The following is an 18,379-nucleotide window of genomic DNA, read 5'->3' as shown; positions in this document are numbered from 1 at the left end:
TTTTTATCGTGTATTTTGTTTTTCGATAAAAACATCTTGATAAAAATTAAAAGAAGTTATACAATCAAAGTGTTCTATGAAAGCGTTTTTAGTAAACGTTTTAAGAAAAAAACAAATACATATTTTACTATAGAAGGGGTACTAAATTATGGCTGAAAAAACAATTATGCTAGTATGTGCTGCTGGTATGTCAACAAGTCTACTTGTTTCAAAAATGCAAAAAGCTGCTGAAAGCGACGGAATCGATGCAGAAATCTTTGCTACTGCTGCTGCAGATGCAGATGCAAAATTAGATGAAAAACATCCTGATGTTCTAATGCTTGGACCTCAAGTTAGATATCTTGAAGGTCAATTCAAACAAAAGTTGAGCATTCCTGTTGAAGTAATCAATATGCAAGATTACGGTATGATGAATGGTGAAAAGGTGCTAAGAGAAGCTGTTAAGCTGATCGATTAATCAAGATAATACACACAAAAGGGGTGCAAATGCGCCCCTTTAATTGTTTTAAATAAAAGTAAGCGCTTAATTAAAAAATGAGGAGTTTTAAAAATGGCTGAAGAACAACATGATGAACAACTAGAAACAGTAATGGGATTGATTATTAACGGTGGTAACGCTAAGAGTTCATCCTTTGAAGCAATCAATGAAGCTAAAAAAGGACACTTTACTGTTGCTGATCAAAAATTAAAAGAAGCTGACAAATTCTTAGTCGATGCCCACAACTCACAAACTGATATGTTGACCAAAGAGGCTAACGGCGATCATGCCAAAGTAACTCTATTGATGGTTCACTCTCAAGATCATATTATGAATGCCATTACCTTTAGAGACTTGGCTGGAGAAATTGTAGATTTGTACAAGAGACTAGATAAAGAAGGGAAATAATTTCAATGAGTGAAGGAATTCAAATGCCTGAAGGTTTTCTTTGGGGTGGTGCTGTTGCAGCTCATCAATTAGAAGGTGCTTGGAATGAAGATGGCAAAGGAGTTTCCATTGCCGATGTCATGACAGCTGGCGCTCATGGAGTTGCTCGTCGAGTGACTGATGGCGTTAAACCGGGAGAAATTTATCCTAATCATTGGGGAAATGATTTCTATCACAAGTATCCAGAAGATATTAAATTATTTGCTGAATTGGGATTGAAGTGTTTTAGAACTTCCATCGCTTGGACGAGAATTTTTCCCAATGGTGATGAAGAACAACCTAATGAAGCGGGATTGAAATTCTATGATGATTTGTTCGATGAATGTCTCAAATATGGGATTCAGCCGGTCATCACATTGTCACATTTCGAGATTCCATATCATCTTGTAAAGGAGTATGGCGGTTGGAAGAATCGTAAGATGATTGAATTCTTCGATCGGTTTGCGGAAGTTGTTTTCAAGCGTTATCAACATAAAGTTAAGTATTGGATGACTTTTAATGAGATCAACAATCAAACAAATTGGAAAGATCCACATCCCTTGCTCCAAGATTCAGGATTAGAGTTAGGGCCTGATGACAACTGGGAAAAAGAAATGTTCCAAGCTGCTCATTACGAGTTTGTTGCCAGTGCGCATGCAGTTCAAATGGCTCATAAGATCAATCCTAAGCTCCAAGTTGGCTCAATGATTGCGATGTGTCCCGTTTATCCTTTGACTTCTAAGCCAGAAGATATTATGAAAGCAGAACGGGCCATGCAATATCGCTATTACTTTGGCGACGTTCAAGCCTTAGGCTTTTATCCAGAATGGATCGAGAAGTATTGGGCTCGGAAAGGGTATGATCTCGATATTACTGCCGCTGATTTGGCAGCAATTAAGGCGGGAACTGTTGACTATGTTGGCTTTAGTTATTACATGTCATTTACGACTAAAGCACATGCAGGTGAGACTCACTTTGACTATGATGAAGCCGAAGATTTAGTTTCCAATCCGCATGTTGAAAAATCTGACTGGGGTTGGCAAATTGATCCCGTTGGTCTACGTTACGCCATGAATTGGATGACAACTCGTTGGCACAAGCCACTCTTTATTGTTGAGAATGGTTTTGGTGCCTATGACAAGCTGGAAGATGACGGTACGATCCACGATTCATATCGGATTTCATATTTCCACGATCATATTTTACAAATGGAAAAAGCTGTCAAAGAAGATGGCGTTGATTTGATCGGTTACACGCCTTGGGGTCATATTGATTTGATTTCAGCAAGTACCGGTGAAATGAAGAAACGTTATGGGATGATTTACGTTGACCAAGATGATGAGGGTCACGGTAGTCTCAAACGTTATAAGAAAGATTCTTTCAATTGGTATCAAAAAGTAATCGCCTCAAATGGAGAGGATATCGACGAATAAGACATATAAAAGGAGAGGAATTTTTATATGACTGAAACGACAAAAAGTGGTTTAAGAAAAGATTTCTTGTGGGGAGGTGCCGTAGCGGCTAATCAGCTTGAGGGAGCTTTTGACGTTGATGGAAAAGGAGTCAGCGTCTCAGATATTATGACTGCGGGTGCATACCAAAAACCACGTGAGATAACAAAAGGTATTATTCCAGGGAAAAATTATCCCAACCATACAGCAATTGACTTTTATCACCAATATAAAGGCGATATTAAATTGTTTGCGGAAATGGGCTTCAAGTGTTTTAGAACTTCTATTGCTTGGACGAGAATTTTCCCTAATGGGGATGAAGAACAGCCAAATGAAGCTGGTTTAAAGTTTTATGATGATTTGTTTGACGAGTGTTTGAAGTATGGTATCGAACCAGTAATAACCTTGTCGCATTTTGAAATGCCATATCATTTGGCAGAAGCTTATGGTGGCTGGAGAAATCGAAAAGTGATCGACTTCTTTGTTAAATTTGCCACAGTTTGCTTTAAACGTTACAAGGATAAAGTTAAGTATTGGATGACTTTTAACGAAATCAATAATCAAACTACTTTTACCAATGACTTTATGGTCGCAACTGATTCTGGTTTATTATTTGATGGCAATGAGACTGAAGAAGAACGTGAAGCATTGATGTATCAAGCTTCACATTATGAAGTCGTTGCTAGTGCCTTGGCTGTTAAGATTGGTCATAAAATCAATCCTAATTTTGAAATTGGCAATATGGTTAACTTTACTCCAGTTTATCCAGCATCTTCAGATCCAAAAGATATCCTTTTGGCTGAAAAGGCCATGCAGAGACGTTACTGGTGGGCTGATGTCCAAGCATTAGGCGAATATCCAGTTGGAATGGAAGCTTATTTCAAAGCACATAATTTCAGACCAGATATTACCGCAGAAGATCGAGTAGTTTTGCGTGAAGGAACCGTTGATTATATCGGTTTTAGTTACTATAATTCGATGACGGTTAAATATAGCGATGATAATCCTGATTTCAAATTCATTGGTGATCGTGAAACAGTCAAAAATCCTAATCTGAAATATAACGACTGGGGTTGGCCAGTTGACCCAATTGGCTTACGTTATTCGATGAATTGGTTGACAGAACACTATCACAAGCCAGTAATGATTGTTGAAAATGGGTTCGGAGCTTATGATAAAGTTGAAGCTGATGGTAGTATTCATGATGACTATCGGATCGACTATCTCAGAGCTCATATTGAACAGATGATAAAAGCTGTTAACGAAGATGGTGTTGATCTGTTAGGCTACACGCCTTGGGGTTGTATTGACCTAGTTTCAGCTGGAACTGGTCAAATGTCCAAACGTTACGGCTTCATTTATGTTGATAAAGATGATGACGGCAATGGTACGTTAGCGCGCTCAAAGAAGGATTCATTCTACTGGTATCAGAAGGTAATCCGTTCCAATGGATCACAACTAGACTGAATCAACTAAAAGAAGCTGAGACAAAACCAAATTGTTTGTCTCAGCTTCTTTGTTTCAATGCAAATGTAATTTGTTACATGTATAATATAATTATCTTTACTAAAAATGACATAGACCAATTTGAAAGGAGGAAAGAGATTATGTTTCCCTATCAGAAGGTTCATGAATTGAATCGTTTAGAGTTGATCGTCTATAAATATATCATCGGGCATACTAAAGAAGTTCAAAATATGACGATTCGTGAGATGGCAGATGCCGCTCATGTTTCGACTACGACAATTTTGAGGTTTCTTAAAAAGATGGATTATAGCGGCTTTTCTGAATTCAAGTTTGCCTTGAAACAAAGCCTGAAGCAACCTACTAAATCACAACAAGATCCTAGTATGGAACCGATTAAGAACTTTTTTCAGCTGGTGGCAGATGAAGAACCGTTTGATAATAAAATCAATCAAGCAGCCGATATGATCAATGCCTCTGACTTAGTGTTGTTTTTTGGAGTAGGTAACAGCGGTCGGATCGCTCAATATGGCGCCAGTATTTTATCCAGCTATGGTGTGTACTCCTTGCCCATCATTGATCCATTTCAACCGGAACCATTTTCCAATCGTGACTTCTCTAAGACTTTATTGATCCTCGTTTCTGTCTCTGGTGAAACCGATGAAGTCTTAGCTCAAGCCCGGTATTATCGGAAGAATGGGGCGCAGACGATTGCCTTAACAGCTAATTCATATTCAGTTTTAAATCAGATCACTGACTTTTCAATCTCTTATGACACACCACAGAATCGTAAAGGGCATATCAATGTGACAACTCAAGTTCCAATTGTTTACACGCTGGAACAAATCTCAAATTGTGCTTACCATAAGATGGTAGACCATAGCGAAAATCACTTCACGGAACATGTTACGGATTAGTAACATGTTTTTTAGTTTAAAACTTATTATTTTACTTTTAAAAGCATATACAAAATAATGAAAAGGGTTACAATTGAATTTGTAAGCAGATTGGTGTTTCTGCTATGTAACAAATTTTATTTGAGGGGGTTTTGCATATGGCTGAAAAGAAATCCGGCAGTTTCGTCCAAGATAAACTTATTCCTATTGCGGGCAAACTTGCTTCTTCACGTCATTTGATTGCATTACGTGATGGTATGACTTTAGCTGTTCCAATGATTATCATTGGTTCAATCTTCATGATCATCGCACAATTCCCAATTCAAGCCTATCTAGATTTTATGGCTAGTATCTTTGGTAAGAATTGGGCTACGGTATTACAATATCCAACTAACGCCTCATTCCATATTATGGGTCTGATCGCGGTTATCGGTATTTCTTATAACTTGGCAAAGAGTTATAAGGTTGATCCTATCTCTGCTGCAATTGTTTCATTAGGTGCTTTTGTCCTAACGATTCCATTGAAGACAGATAAAGCTGGAGCTTTGTGGATTCCATTGACACAATTTGATTCAGCTGGCCTATTTACAGCTATTATTGTCGGTCTATTTATTACTGACTTCTATGTTTGGATGGTTCACAAGAATTGGACTATTAAGATGCCAGACACAGTTCCACCAGCAGTAAGTAACTCATTTGCTGCTTTGTTCCCAGGTTTAATTATTTTACTTCTTGTTTGGGTAATTCGTTTAGGTGTTGAAGCAACACCAATGCAAAGTATTCCAAATATCATTTCCTTCTTCTTGGCTGATCCATTAGGTCACTTGAGCAATACCTTACCAGGTGCCTTAGTTGCTGAATTCCTGGTTTCATTCCTATGGTTATTCGGTATTCACGGAGCCAACGTTGTTTCAGGTGTTATGATGCCTATCTGGTTAACAGCTTTGAACCAAAACCACGCTGCCTTTACAGCTGGTAAAGCTTTACCAAACATCGTTACAACTTCATTCTTCGATAACTTCGTCCACATGGGTGGTTCCGGTGCTACAATCGGTTTGGCAATGCTTCTAGCCTTTGCCGCAAAGAGTAAGGAACTTAAGACTTTAGGTAAATTGGTTGCCGGTCCTGCACTGTTCAACATCAATGAACCAATCGTCTTTGGATTACCTATTGTTATGAACTACAAGATGGCAGTTCCATTTATTTTGACACCACTTGTAAACGTACTAACAACATATATCGCTATGGCTACTAATTTAGTGGCAAGACCAATGGGTGTTTATATTCCTTGGACAACTCCACCAATCTTGTCAGGATTTATTGCAACTGGTCATATTTCAGGTGCGGTATTGCAAATTATCAACATTGTTCTTGATACATTAATTTACTTCTACTTCTTCAAGTCAATGGATAAAGACAAGTTGGCTGAAGAATTAGGTCAAACAGAAACTGCTAAATAAAACTTTTTGGAGGTCGTGTTTTGAGAAGACTGGGATTGTCATTATATCCAGAACATTCAACTTTTGCTGAGGATAAGAAGTATCTTGAGACAGCACATAAACTAGGTTATTCGCGGATCTTTGCTTCATTGCTGGAATTGGGTGAAGATCAAGACAAAACGATTCGTCGTTTCAAAGAAACAATTGCTTATGGAAACCAATTAGGTTTCGTGACAATTGTTGATATGAATCCTCGTTTATTTAAAGAATTGGATATTAGTTATGATGATTTATCATTTTTCCACGAACTGGGAGCTTATGGTATCAGATTAGATGAGGGCTTTTCTGGTATGGAAGAAGCTAAAATGACTCATAATCCTTATGGTTTGAAAATTGAGATCAATATGAGTTCAGGTACTCATTACTTGGACAATATTATTTCTTATCATCCCAATACCGATAATTTACTCGGTTGTCATAACTTTTATCCACAACGTTTCACTGGTCTCGGTGAAGACTTCTTTATCAAGTGGTCGAACTTCTTCAAGCAACGCAATATTCATTCAGCCGCTTTTGTCAGTTCACATCAAGCAACTTTTGGTCCTTGGCCAGTTCAAGATGGACTACCAACACTAGAAGATGATCGTGATCTTCCAATTGCTACTCAAGTAAAACACTTGTTGATGAGCGATGCCGTTGATGATATTTTGATTGGCAATACTTACGCTTCCGATGAAGAGTTAAAAGAAGCTGCAGAAGCTTTCTTTGCTCCTTATCCAACCTTGAAAGTTAATTTCTCGGCTGATACAACTGATCTAGAAAAAGAAGTTATTTTAAAAACTACTCATATTTATCGTGGCGATGCTTCTGATTACTTGCTTCGTAGTACGATGACACGAGTCGTTTATAAAGATGGCGATTTCCCAGCTCATGATACCAACGATATCAAACGTGGCGATATCATTATTGTGAATGAGAATTACGGTCAATATAAAGGCGAAACGCAAATTGCACTTCGTGATATCAAGAATGATGGACGTCGTAACGTGGTCGGACATTTGGATGAGAAAGAGGCATTCTTGTTGAATTATCTGGAACCATGGAGTAGTTTCAAATTAGCAGAATAAAATAAAGAAATACTATTCTCAATTGAATAGTATTTTTTTATAAGGAGCAAAATATGAATAAATATTTACTTTCCGAAGATAAATTCGATGTTTTTTATAATCTGTACTTGTATTCCTTTAACCGTGAAGATTCACTCCACCGTAAGCAGGTCTTCAAAGAACGCTTTGACCACTCTTTAGTGTATGGCCTGATGAATCGTCAAAAACTTGGCAGTGGACTATTCAGTATTCCATTTGAAGTTAACTTTCATGGCGTCGATTACAAGATGAATGGCATTGGGGATGTGATGAGTGCGCCAGAATTTGGTGGTCACGGAGGTGCTAGTTCGTTGTTGAATGCGGCGTTAAATGATATGCATGAGAATCAGGTGACATTGTCATATCTGGCCCCATTTTCTTATCGTTATTATCGTCGCTTTGGTTACGAACAAGTTTTTGATCATACAGTTATTTCACTGGACAATTACAATTTACCTCGCATCAAGAACTCAACTGCCGGCTATGTAATGCGTGACAAGATTAAGGACATGAATCCAAAAATCAGGGCGATTTATCAGAGCGATAATGAACTCGGGGGAGTAATCCGTCCGCAATGGTGGTGGGATCACATGCTGGATAAACATCAAGATTATCAAATTGCTACAGCTTTTGATGATCACGATGAGATAATTGGCTATTTGATCTACTATAGCGAAGGGGAAACTTTCTATATTCATGAATGGAAGAACTTAACTGATTTGAGCCGAAAGTTATTGAGTCGCTTTATCGTTAGCCATCAATCTATTTTTCGAAAGTTTGTTTATGAATCCGCCGATCCCAACTTAAAAGCTGACTTATTAGAAGAACCAGGTTTAGCTAAAGTAGAAGTGCAACCATATATGATGGCTCGAATAGTTGATTTGTCAGATTTCTTGCAACGCTATCCTGTTCAAAAAACAACCTTAGCTAAAACTTATCTTAAGGTCAACGATACTTTGGCTTGGAATAACCACACTTGGTGTTTGGCGATTGAAGATGGCATTGTTAAATTGAAAATTGCTGACGACCATACCCCTCAACTAGAGCTAACGATTCAGAATTTGACTAAGGCAATGTTTGGCTATCGGAGTCTGAATTCACTGTTTGAGTCTGGGGCAGTGTCAGGTGATCAGAAAAAGCTTGCTGAACTGAATGAAATATTTGTGAAAAATAAGCCACAATTAATAGATTACTTCTAATATAATAGAAAATATTTTGTTAAAATAAATGAGAAGGAATATTTCTCGTTTCCAATGATAATTTATTTACTCACAATTTTATAAAAAAGTAATTTATTATTTTAATTGTATATAATAATAAAAAGAGTAAGCTTTGCCTACGAGTAATTATCTTGAATACTTCACAGTGAAAGGGGCAAAGTCGATGACCTGGAGTGTTTGGCGAGTAGCACCAATAATTACAAGTATCTTTTTTATCCTAGGAGTCTTTACACTTTATCAAGTTGTTTTTGATTGGCTGAAAACCATCTTGCGTGAAAAACAAGTTGACTTCAAAGATGAAACCTTGCGATCGTGGTTCGGAGTTATTTATATGCTGATCTTTATCTTCAGTATGCAATCGACGTTGGTAGGAGAAAAGTTCTCTTGGGAATTTATGAATTTCATCATTATTGCTTTAATATTCTGTGCTTATTTTTTGAATATTAGAATTCCAATCTATTTATTTTTGCCGATTGTCTTAGTGTATATGCTTTTTAATGGTTCTTTTGGTTATTGGGAATCTTGGTGTCACGCGATCAGTCTCATCTTGACATATTGGGCTTTTAATTTTATCAAGCGTTTGCCAGCTCATGCAGATTCTTTTATTAGTTATATGGGAATTGGTATCGTTAGTGGAGCCATAATGTGGTTCTTTGTTGCCGTAAAATTCCACCTTTCACCGATAGTTTACATACAAGAGTGGGGCTATTTAATTATCTTTGAAGTCTTGTTATATAGCTATGTGCGCATGTTAGTCCGTGAAAGTAAGCTGAAGGGTCACTTGTTGGACTTTGCCAATCACGATGCTTTAACTAAGTCAAAGAACTATGCAGCATATAATTCTGATATAAAGATTCTATTTAACCATAGTTTAGAAAATAATTTAGACTTATCGATGATGATGTTTGATATCGATCATTTTAAACAAGTCAATGATTCTTACGGTCACTTGGCAGGTGATCAAGTGCTGAAAAAAACCGCTGCCGCCGTTCAAACAGTCATAAACGAGAATGATTCAAATGTGAAATTGTATCGAACCGGTGGTGAGGAATTTAACGTTGTTTTTCCGGGTTATGATTTGAATTCGACAAAACCACTTGTGACTGAAATTTTTGATACTTTAAATAATATGAGTATTGAAAATGACGATAAAAAGATTAGAATTACCGTTTCTATCGGTGTTTCAAGTTTGCATAATAAGGATAAAAGCACCGATGAATTTTATAAACGAGTTGATAAAAATCTGTATCATTCAAAAGAAAATGGTCGTCATCAGATAACGGCCGTCTAAGGACTCCGTTTTTCGGTTTCAAGTTAAACCGGCTCCTTGTCAAATCGTATTGAATAGTTTTTGTATGAAAGGCATCCTCTCGCAGGATGCTTTTTTATGTACAAATAAGTCTTATTCTCTTAAGAAAATGGTCAAGATTTTTAAAACCGTAACTGACATGTTTGAGCTTGGCGTCTTTGGTTGGTTTCTTTTTATTGTCAGTCATCGTTAGGGCTCGCCTTCTCCGGTCAGCTGGACTAGATGAACCATTGACATCAAATTTAAGCTTCCATTGTCAAATTGTTCCATCATTTGAAATTTTAAAGTGCTTATCAGTCTATGGTAACGAAGTATTATTTTTTACTAACCAAGTTATTACCTCTATTTTGAGTTGAGCGAAGATTGTAGTACTGCCCATGCAAGATTTATACATTTCAATTGCCTGAAGGTTTAATTCTTTTGAATATTTAGCCACAGAAAAACACCCTCGGTATTGTCTCCAATACAGAGGGTGCACTTCAGATCATTAATTCTAACTTTATTATAGTTTATTTATAAAATAAATTAATTATTTTATTTATGCTTTTAAATGTTATGATTTATTTTTAAAGTGACTTTTAACAATTATTTATACAATGTACAATTTGTTTAGTAAACTCAAATACCTATAAACGAATTTAAAGTAGGACTATCCTATCAAAACCGAGGGAGCGGTTATATGACAGATAATACAAAAGACGAAGTGTTTCGGCTAATAGATTCAATGTATAACAATGTTAAAGTGGGAAGCAATGATCCTGATATATTGGATGTACTAATGAAAGCCACTTTAGCTCTTAATAAAGGTATGGCTCCTCAAATAGTAGCAGCTAAGACGGTTAATGGCATAAACCTATTTGTTTTAAGTAATAAAAAGATGAATTTGAGTGCTGAATTTAATGCTGATTACACTCAACTAATCAAATTGTCTCGGGCCGGTAGTTATAAGTGGATCTCTACTGGTGTGGGAGATTTAAGAATTCAGTTTTTTTAAGACTTAATTTTTGCTTTCCAATTAAAAATATTTAATGTTTAAATACCGATGGTTACATCACAAATATAGCATGAATTTGAATAATTTATAAATAGCCTTGGGCTTTACAATTACTTAAGGTTCTAAGTCAAATCGTGTTGGTGATACCTACTTCTAAGAGTCATACCTTAATTGGTATGGTTCTTTTATTTTTAATTCCAATGACATCACGAAGGGTGGAGTTGTAAGACTTATCGATTTTTTGAGATATGATATTCCGTTAATTAATCAACACTTAAGCTAGCAAATCTTTATTTAAAGAAAATGAAGATAAGTATAATAAATACCATATGAAACGAAAAATTTTTGAATCATTAATTTTCAGTGGTATATTTTTCTTTCTTTTTTGAACCTAAAATAAGCAGGTATGATATGAAAATTAAAAATACAGTTACTGAAGAGGTAATAGTAAGCATATTAATTGTTCCGTAACGTTGAACCACTAAACCTATTAAGGGGTTAACAACCATAGTAATTAAACTGATTGCAAAAGATAATCCTGAAATAAACGTTGCTCGAGCATTATCCCTGACCCATAGATTTAACATTTGCATGACAATTGGGTCAAGAATATCCACTACTATATATAGAAGTCCGGCCCCGATTAAAAAAATGATTTTATTATTTTGAATTTGAAGTACAGCTGAAATAATTAGTATCGCTGAAACCAGCATTGATAAATTGGAATACTTTAATTTTGATAACCTGTATGCTTGGGTTGCGATAATGCCACCAAATAGACTATATATCATAAATATAATTCCATTTTCGGCTGAATTGAATCCTATTTTTGAAATATAATCGGGAAGTAATGCAAAAATAGCATTGACGACAGATACGGTAATTATTGTGAAAATGAATAGAAAAAATATATTGGGAGAAAGAACCATTTCTTTAAATACAGACAAAACGTTTTTCAAACTTTTGATAAAAGTTGATTCACTATTGTTAAGGTTATAATTTTTATCAGCTAGAGATTCTTTTTTTATTTCCTTTGTATTGAGAATGATAATACTAGCAATAACAAATGTAATTGATTGGAATATATATGGAAGATCAAAATTCAGTGTATATAAAAAACCACCGGAGAATGTAGCGATGCCTAAAATGATAGAACTTATTAATTGCATATTTCCTCTAATTTTATCATATTGCTTTTCATTGCCTTCTTTTCGAATTCCTTCATAAAAAAGTGCGTCGTCAGCACCGCTTAATAGGGCATTTCCGATGCCTTCTAATACAAAGGACATTATTAAAACAAAAAAAACGTATTTTTTTGCAACGAGGCTGGCACTAACAGTTATTAAGGGCGTCAAAATCAGAATAAGCAATCCGTACAATACGATTGTTTTTTTCTTGAAAATATCTCCTAATATTCCGCTCGGTAGTTCGGAAAAAATTGAGAGAATAAGAACACAGATTGTAATAGAGCAAATTGAACTAAATTTAACTTTAAAAATTGAATAATGAAAAGTATATTAATAATTCTAGTGAATCTAAATTGAGTGAAAATAGTATAACAGTAATATTTAATAGAATAATTCAATAACCTTAACCCCACATCTCATTTAATTTATTGCATAGAACTAAAAACTCGTTTGTTCTGAAAGAATTGAAAATCCATTTAAGTTGGATATTATTAATATATTTTTTAAAGGATTCATCAAATTATGTTTCTATTTCTCCTGAGAAAAGGAAGACTTTTCCATTAGGACTACGGTGCATTCTATTTTTGCATGTAATTGAAGGCATGTCTAAATATATATTAGGAGCAATATCATGATTTATTTTTCTTGCTTTTGTTATTGCTTTTATTTGACTAAATTTTTCAACGGGAATCACCATTTGAATGGGGTGATGTAAGTATTTAGATAGGAACTGAGGAAGGTAGGAACATATGGATCTTCTAAAATGAAGTAATAAATCGTCATCAAAGAAATTTTTTGATGACGGAATCATATCGTAAAGACCTATTAATTCCTCATCTTTCCACCTCAAATTAAATTAAAGAAACATCTGTTGACTGCTATACCCCCATTTTGGATAGCAAACATTTTTAAATAATAGCTTTGAAGAACAGTTTCTTCACTAAAGTTAATAGTCCCTTCAATTTCCTTAGTTAAATTAGGAGACTTAAATTTTAATTTTTGTATGGATAATTTGTTTTTAACGTATCCTTCTACATAGCTGGGTAATTGAATACCTATAAAAACATCACCTGATTCTTGGGAAGTTACGCTTATTTTATAATTAATAGATAGATCCTTCTTGTTATAATCATCACAAGTAAATTCAATGTATGGCATTCCAGTCATCTGAGCAGACTTATCTCCACATTTGTAACAGTAATCAGCATCTATCTGGAATATAGAAGATATTTCGGGTAGATATGTACAGGAAGTAGCTGTTGCGCCACATGAGGAGCAGGTATGATTATTAATACTATTTGAATCAATTCTTGCTCTATAGGTATTAAAACTGTCGAAATTATGCAAGTTATCATCTTGATCTTCAAACATTATTTGTGCCATTTTTTTAGAGAACGGGTTAACTCTGTTTGTCAAATTAGATTCAAATTGCTGCATGTCCTTAATTGTAGAACCTGCGGTTCCTCTTCTTGTTAACTGCATATAATCTCCCATGATTTTATGTGCCATCTTAGTAATTGGATGATCATCATCCAACATCGTAGAAGAATAATAATTAGAAATTCGAGATAGAACTGTTCTCGTTTGCTTGCTTAGTCTGGGGGTTGCTTGCTCCACAAATGAATTATCGCTAATCTTTTCAGGTAATCCGATATGAATAATCGAAATGAATGGTTGAATATCCTCAAGCTTTTTATTTAATTGGAGTGCAATGTCAGAATGATTATAATTATTCAAAACTATTTTCAGTTCGGGAGTGTCTGCTGACTGTACAGCAATTGATGCAATAATCTCTTTTGACCATCCATCAATTGCGTCCAAAACAAGACTGTATTTAGAATCGTAGAGTCTTGATTCAAAAAAAGGCAAATTGTTACATGATAAAAGAAAAAGCCGATTAACCTTTATAGTGCTTATATCGATAGCCTTATTGGCATCTTTAAAAAATGATTGCCCCTTATGACCGATTGCTGGAGCGTTAGGAATAGTATAATTAATATATTTGTTTAATCCGGTTAAAGTGTAATCATCCAGGTTTAAATGATCTTCTTTTCCATGACCATGGAAAACTAACGTATCCCAAAGATTATTTTCTACAAGTTCTTTAATGTTTTTTTCATGAAGGGATTTACTCCCATAAATATCCCAATCTTCAATAGAAAATTTATTTAAGTTTAGGAGTGAGAATGTTGCCTTTCTACAAGAATCAACTGACTTGCCAATAAGTTGTTTAGCTAATAACCACGATAATGAACTGAGATCTCTACCTAAGAGAAAATATATGTTTGTTTCCGCTTTATATCCCTTGTTTAGGAGATCTAAAACTTTTTCCTGGGTGAAATCTTTATATAGACCGATAATCAATAACGACTTGCCCGTAAGTCCACGTCCGCTGATGTTTTTTAGATCAATCCAATCTTTGCATAGAAAAGGATACGTATTATATTCGATTACTTCATTGGATATTACGTAACCAAAATCACATAATTCCCTTTCTTGAAATTCAAAATTATTTGTATTAATTTCTTTCATCTTTTCTAATAAATCTTGTCGCTCAGAAGAAATTCTAATAGGTATATATTTGCCTTTAGATTCCTTTAATGATTCAAAATACTGATGATTGTCTGTAAAATTACGTAGTATATTTTTCATCCTTTTCCCTTTAAGCTTCATTATTAAAAAATAATTAAAATATTTTAATATGTTTATAAAATTATCATAGCAAATATGTTTTGTAAATGATATTTTTCTGTTGATTTATCAATGCTTCATTTTTAATTTGATAAATTTTGAAAAAAAAACCAATAAATACAGATTCAAAATTAATTTTAATCCTGTATTTATTAGTTTTTTTTAATTTTAATAGAAATCTGCAATTTCTTTGTGATTATATTTTCCAACTACTGTATCTGGTTCACCATTTTCGTCGTGATTCCCCCCGGTACCGTGGGTGCAGTATGGGATGGGAAGACCGTCTAGCTCGTCGGCAGTAACAGTTTCCTTAAGGATTATTTCATGAGGCCAACTTCTTCCAAAATCGTACTCATAGCGCACATTTCCATTGAGTAAGTCCGGATATAGATAACCTTCATCAGAAAGAATTGGTTTCTTTACGTCGGATCTAAAAGGTTGAAAATCCTAATCCAGATAAGCCTCATAACTTTGTCCAGCACTAGTAGTAAATGAATACAGATGCGAGTTACTCTAGCCATAGACTAACTGCATGATCGCATGTAGTTGATCATATCTGATTGAAACTGGTACTAATAGTCGTCGCCAAGATGAAGTTTTCTCATCTAATAATTTTGTCATAACGTCTATTGCTATAATTGGGGATTCCATAATATGTGCCTCCAAAGTATTTTTTTGTTCTAAAAATGATAAGACAATCACGTTTGTAAATAACGGTATACATGGCTGAAATTGGAAACGCCTTTAATGAAGGGATAATTCTCACTCTTATTTTAATCCCAATTGGTATTGATATTTTCGATAGTAGGCATTACCAATTTTTTATTATTCTTTAAATATGTTGCATAAAAGGCAATCTTACTAGCATCATCGGATATTTTAACGTTCACTCGATCATCATCTTTGGTAGGGTGATAATTCGTAAATCTGGCGATATTAGTACTGAAATAAGGGAAATTGGAGTATTTCGTTATTTCTGTAAATGAATCTGCTTGCTGCTGATACATGAATTTCGCACCAGGAATATTTTTTTGAATGATATCTTTCCAAATACCGATTCGATCGATAACGATAAAGCTCATACCTTTTAGTTCGGCAAATGTGACTGACTTCTTGTTTGCCAAATAGGTGAACTTATCGAGATTGACTGATAGTGTTTCACTGCCAATGAAATATGATTCGACCTCATCGTTAGAAATCTCTTTATCAGTGATAATAAAGGAGAAATTGTTGTTCATTAAATTCGGCAACACATCGTTTTCTTTTATTAAACTATCCTCGACTTTAATTTTGGATGATAGTTGGTTTCGAATGTCATTGATAAAAATTAGTGGTCCAGGAGCAACACTAGCTATTTTAATGAATTGATGGCTGTTTTCGTAATGTCGGACGGTGTCGATAAACGTTTGATTTTGTGCCAGAACCTTTTGAGCTTCCGTCACAGCTAAATTTCCAGTATCAGTTAGAGATATATTATTGGGTTGACGATTAAAAATTTTTACTCCTAATTCATCTTCAAGCTTCTGCATTCCCCGCGTCACGGTCGGTTGGGTCACCATTAAGTGATCAGCAGTGGCGGCAAACGTGCCATATTTGCTAAATGCAACTAACTCTTCTAATAAGTAGTTATCTATCATATTTTCACCTCGTTAGTATACGTCATACGTATAGTAGCATTCTTATCTAGTAATTTTCAAACCATGATCCTGGGACTATGCTGTACTTATCAATTAAAGAGGACGTTCGTTAGTCCAGTTTGTCGAGGTAAGAAATATGGAGACAGTGAAATTAAATAACGGCGTGGAAATGCCACAATTAGGATTCGGAGTTTTTCAAGTAACAGATTTAGCACAATGTAAACAAGCAGTGTTGGATGCGATTGATGCCGGCTACCGTCTGATCGATACAGCAGCAGCTTATCAAAATGAAACTGCAGTTGGTGAGGCTATTAAGGAAAGTGGTGTTGATCGAAAAGATTTATTCATCACTTCAAAACTTTGGGTTTCTGATATGAATTATGAACGGGCAAAGAAGGGTATTGAAACTTCCTTGAATAATCTAGGGTTAGATTATTTGGATATGTACCTATTACACCAACCATATGGTGATACAGCAGGTGCTTGGCGGGCATTGACTGAAGCATATAAGGCTGGAAAAATTCGTGCCATCGGTGTTTCAAACTTTTACGCTGATCAACTTAAAGATTTGGAACTCTACAATGAGGTAAAACCCGTTGTTAATCAAATTGAAGTTAATCCTTGGTATCAACAAAAGTCTGAGGTTGATTTTAACCAGAGTGAAGATGTTAAGGTCGAAGCTTGGGCACCGTTTGCTGAAGGCAAACATGACATCTTTACAAACGAAACAATCGCTGCAATTGGTCAAAAGTATGGCAAATCAAATGGTCAAGTAATGCTCAGATGGCTGTTGCAACGTGGAATCATTGTTATTCCAAAGTCAGTCCACAAAGAACGTATTGCTGAAAATATTGACGTCTTTGACTTTGTGTTGACTGATGATGAAATGAAGACAATGGCAACTTTAGATAAGAAAGAAAGTCAATTTTTTGACCACAGAGACCTTACTACGATTGAACAGATCTTTGGTTCAAGCTTGGCACAGCTAAAATAATTTTTCAGAGGAGAAATATAATGGCAGAAACAATTAGATTAAATGATGGTAATGAAATTCCCGCAGTTGGATTTGGTGTTTTCTTGATTCCTGATGACGGCTCAACTTACAAGGCAGTTTCTGAAGCACTAAAGGTTGGCTATCGCCACATTGATACAGCGGTTGCTTATTTCAACGAAGATGAAGTCGGCAAGGCAATCAAGGACAGCGGTATTCCTCGTGATGAAATTTTTGTCACAAGTAAATTATGGCTACAAGATTATGGTTATGAAGCCGCTAAAAAAGGAATTGCAACTTCCTTGAAAAAATTAGGCTTAGACTATATTGATTTATACTTGATCCACCAACCTTATGGAGATGTTCCTGGTGCTTGGAAGGCTATGGAAGAAGCTCAAAAAGCTGGTCAACTCAAATCCATCGGTATCAGCAATGCTACTCCTAAGATTTGGAATTCATTCAAAGATTCCTTCGATGTAATGCCAGCTGTAAACCAAGTTGAATACAACCCATACTCACAACAAAAAGAACTTCGTAAGATTTTAGACCCATTGGATGTAAAACTTGAAGCCTGGGGTCCACTTGGTCAGGGCAATGCTGATTTATTCTCAGAACCAATTATCCAAAAATTAAGCGAGAAGTATCACAAGGATGCAGGACAAATTATCTTGAGATTTGAAAATCAAGAGGGGGTCATTGTGCTTCCTAAGTCGACACATGAGTCTCGTATGATTTCTAACAAAGATATTTTTAACTTCGAATTAACTGAAGATGAAATGGAACAAATGCGTTCACTCGATAAGGGCCATGGTTCACACAACCCAGATGATCCTGGTGTTGAACAAATGTTGCTTTCCGCTTTTGATGTACATGCAAACGACTAATTACCACTAAGATGAGAAATGTAATGACTCAAGTATTGATTTTAGGTGTTAACGGACAAGTTGCCCGAATCGTTTGAGCAATTACAAAACAAATAGCGCATTCCACCACAACTGGTGAGATGCGTTTTTTATTTAAAAAAATATTCCAGTTGAATTGTAAATTAATG

Annotated in this window: 17 protein-coding genes; 12 read left to right on the top strand and 5 right to left on the bottom strand. The window is 35.3% G+C overall.

The window, feature by feature from the left end:
• The first annotated feature begins 148 nt into the window (after positions 1–148).
• The 10 genes from ACG72T_RS04275 to ACG72T_RS04230 all read left to right on the top strand — a co-directional run bounded on the left by ACG72T_RS04275 (position 149) and on the right by ACG72T_RS04230 (position 10,822).
• A complete protein-coding gene (locus ACG72T_RS04275; RefSeq protein WP_395264836.1) occupies positions 149–457 on the top strand; it encodes a PTS sugar transporter subunit IIB in 309 nt (102 codons plus the stop codon).
• Between the two features lie 93 nt (positions 458–550).
• Complete coding sequence (locus tag ACG72T_RS04270) at positions 551–886, top strand: PTS lactose/cellobiose transporter subunit IIA (RefSeq protein ID WP_395264835.1); 336 nt, start codon at positions 551–553, stop codon at positions 884–886.
• A gap of 5 nt (positions 887–891) precedes the next feature.
• Entirely contained in the window at positions 892–2,337 is a 1,446-nt protein-coding gene (locus ACG72T_RS04265; protein ID WP_395264834.1) for a 6-phospho-beta-glucosidase, read from the top strand.
• Positions 2,338–2,364: 27 nt separating this feature from the next.
• Entirely contained in the window at positions 2,365–3,822 is a 1,458-nt protein-coding gene (locus ACG72T_RS04260; protein ID WP_395264833.1) for a 6-phospho-beta-glucosidase, read from the top strand.
• Positions 3,823–3,962: 140 nt separating this feature from the next.
• Complete coding sequence (locus tag ACG72T_RS04255) at positions 3,963–4,736, top strand: MurR/RpiR family transcriptional regulator (RefSeq protein ID WP_395264832.1); 774 nt, start codon at positions 3,963–3,965, stop codon at positions 4,734–4,736.
• A gap of 137 nt (positions 4,737–4,873) precedes the next feature.
• The gene (celB, locus tag ACG72T_RS04250; protein WP_395264831.1) at positions 4,874–6,175 is read left to right on the top strand and encodes a PTS cellobiose transporter subunit IIC; all 1,302 of its coding nucleotides are present in this window, start codon (positions 4,874–4,876) and stop codon (positions 6,173–6,175) included.
• Between the two features lie 20 nt (positions 6,176–6,195).
• Positions 6,196–7,281, top strand: a complete 1,086-nt coding sequence (locus ACG72T_RS04245; RefSeq protein ID WP_395264830.1) for a DUF871 domain-containing protein — start codon at positions 6,196–6,198, stop codon at positions 7,279–7,281.
• Between the two features lie 53 nt (positions 7,282–7,334).
• Positions 7,335–8,498, top strand: a complete 1,164-nt coding sequence (gene eis / locus ACG72T_RS04240) for an enhanced intracellular survival protein Eis (RefSeq protein WP_395264829.1) — start codon at positions 7,335–7,337, stop codon at positions 8,496–8,498.
• A 184-nt stretch (positions 8,499–8,682) separates the two neighbouring features.
• The gene (locus ACG72T_RS04235; protein WP_395264828.1) at positions 8,683–9,810 is read left to right on the top strand and encodes a GGDEF domain-containing protein; all 1,128 of its coding nucleotides are present in this window, start codon (positions 8,683–8,685) and stop codon (positions 9,808–9,810) included.
• A 697-nt stretch (positions 9,811–10,507) separates the two neighbouring features.
• Complete coding sequence (locus ACG72T_RS04230; RefSeq protein ID WP_395264827.1) at positions 10,508–10,822, top strand: bacteriocin immunity protein; 315 nt, start codon at positions 10,508–10,510, stop codon at positions 10,820–10,822.
• 353 nt (positions 10,823–11,175) lie between these two features.
• Here ACG72T_RS04230 and ACG72T_RS04225 read toward each other — a convergent pair whose 3' ends face one another.
• From ACG72T_RS04225 to ACG72T_RS04205, 5 genes are all read right to left on the bottom strand, one after another.
• Positions 11,176–12,261 carry an MFS transporter gene (locus tag ACG72T_RS04225; protein ID WP_395265034.1) on the bottom strand — a complete coding sequence of 362 codons (1,086 nt, stop codon included), beginning with the start codon at positions 12,259–12,261 and terminating at the stop codon, positions 11,176–11,178.
• Between the two features lie 594 nt (positions 12,262–12,855).
• The gene (locus ACG72T_RS04220; protein WP_395264826.1) at positions 12,856–14,661 is read right to left on the bottom strand and encodes a hypothetical protein; all 1,806 of its coding nucleotides are present in this window, start codon (positions 14,659–14,661) and stop codon (positions 12,856–12,858) included.
• A 207-nt stretch (positions 14,662–14,868) separates the two neighbouring features.
• Complete coding sequence (locus ACG72T_RS04215) at positions 14,869–15,063, bottom strand: hypothetical protein (RefSeq protein WP_395264825.1); 195 nt, start codon at positions 15,061–15,063, stop codon at positions 14,869–14,871.
• A 150-nt stretch (positions 15,064–15,213) separates the two neighbouring features.
• Positions 15,214–15,351: a hypothetical protein gene (locus ACG72T_RS04210; RefSeq protein ID WP_395264824.1), complete on the bottom strand. Its 138-nt coding sequence runs from the start codon at positions 15,349–15,351 to the stop codon at positions 15,214–15,216.
• A gap of 122 nt (positions 15,352–15,473) precedes the next feature.
• Positions 15,474–16,337, bottom strand: coding sequence for a LysR family transcriptional regulator (locus tag ACG72T_RS04205; protein ID WP_395264823.1), 864 nt, complete (start codon positions 16,335–16,337; stop codon positions 15,474–15,476).
• A gap of 136 nt (positions 16,338–16,473) precedes the next feature.
• On the opposite strand from ACG72T_RS04205, the gene ACG72T_RS04200 reads away from it, so the two are divergent.
• Entirely contained in the window at positions 16,474–17,331 is an 858-nt protein-coding gene (locus tag ACG72T_RS04200) for an aldo/keto reductase (protein WP_395264822.1), read from the top strand.
• A 20-nt stretch (positions 17,332–17,351) separates the two neighbouring features.
• Complete coding sequence (locus tag ACG72T_RS04195) at positions 17,352–18,212, top strand: aldo/keto reductase (RefSeq protein ID WP_395264820.1); 861 nt, start codon at positions 17,352–17,354, stop codon at positions 18,210–18,212.
• Positions 18,213–18,379 lie beyond the last annotated feature (167 nt).

It is taken from the genome of Companilactobacillus sp. FL22-1 (assembly GCF_043951805.1).
In the GTDB taxonomy this organism is placed as follows: domain Bacteria; phylum Bacillota; class Bacilli; order Lactobacillales; family Lactobacillaceae; genus Companilactobacillus.
Note: the sequence above shows the minus strand (reverse complement) of the source record. Positions and strands in the feature narration are given on the sequence as shown.

Bases quoted from the DNA above. Each gene is read 5' to 3' on its own strand.
- ACG72T_RS04275 (WP_395264836.1), top strand. From the start codon at position 149: ATGGCTGAAAAAACAATTATGCTAGTATGTGCTGCTGGTATGTCAACA.
- ACG72T_RS04270 (WP_395264835.1), top strand. From the start codon at position 551: ATGGCTGAAGAACAACATGATGAACAACTAGAAACAGTAATGGGATTG.
- ACG72T_RS04265 (WP_395264834.1), top strand. From the start codon at position 892: ATGAGTGAAGGAATTCAAATGCCTGAAGGTTTTCTTTGGGGTGGTGCT.
- ACG72T_RS04260 (WP_395264833.1), top strand. From the start codon at position 2,365: ATGACTGAAACGACAAAAAGTGGTTTAAGAAAAGATTTCTTGTGGGGA.
- ACG72T_RS04255 (WP_395264832.1), top strand. From the start codon at position 3,963: ATGTTTCCCTATCAGAAGGTTCATGAATTGAATCGTTTAGAGTTGATC.
- celB (WP_395264831.1), top strand. From the start codon at position 4,874: ATGGCTGAAAAGAAATCCGGCAGTTTCGTCCAAGATAAACTTATTCCT.
- eis (WP_395264829.1), top strand. From the start codon at position 7,335: ATGAATAAATATTTACTTTCCGAAGATAAATTCGATGTTTTTTATAAT.
- ACG72T_RS04235 (WP_395264828.1), top strand. From the start codon at position 8,683: ATGACCTGGAGTGTTTGGCGAGTAGCACCAATAATTACAAGTATCTTT.
- ACG72T_RS04230 (WP_395264827.1), top strand. From the start codon at position 10,508: ATGACAGATAATACAAAAGACGAAGTGTTTCGGCTAATAGATTCAATG.
- ACG72T_RS04220 (WP_395264826.1), bottom strand. From the start codon at position 14,661: ATGAAAAATATACTACGTAATTTTACAGACAATCATCAGTATTTTGAA.
- ACG72T_RS04210 (WP_395264824.1), bottom strand. From the start codon at position 15,351: ATGGAATCCCCAATTATAGCAATAGACGTTATGACAAAATTATTAGAT.
- ACG72T_RS04205 (WP_395264823.1), bottom strand. From the start codon at position 16,337: ATGATAGATAACTACTTATTAGAAGAGTTAGTTGCATTTAGCAAATAT.
- ACG72T_RS04200 (WP_395264822.1), top strand. From the start codon at position 16,474: ATGGAGACAGTGAAATTAAATAACGGCGTGGAAATGCCACAATTAGGA.
- ACG72T_RS04195 (WP_395264820.1), top strand. From the start codon at position 17,352: ATGGCAGAAACAATTAGATTAAATGATGGTAATGAAATTCCCGCAGTT.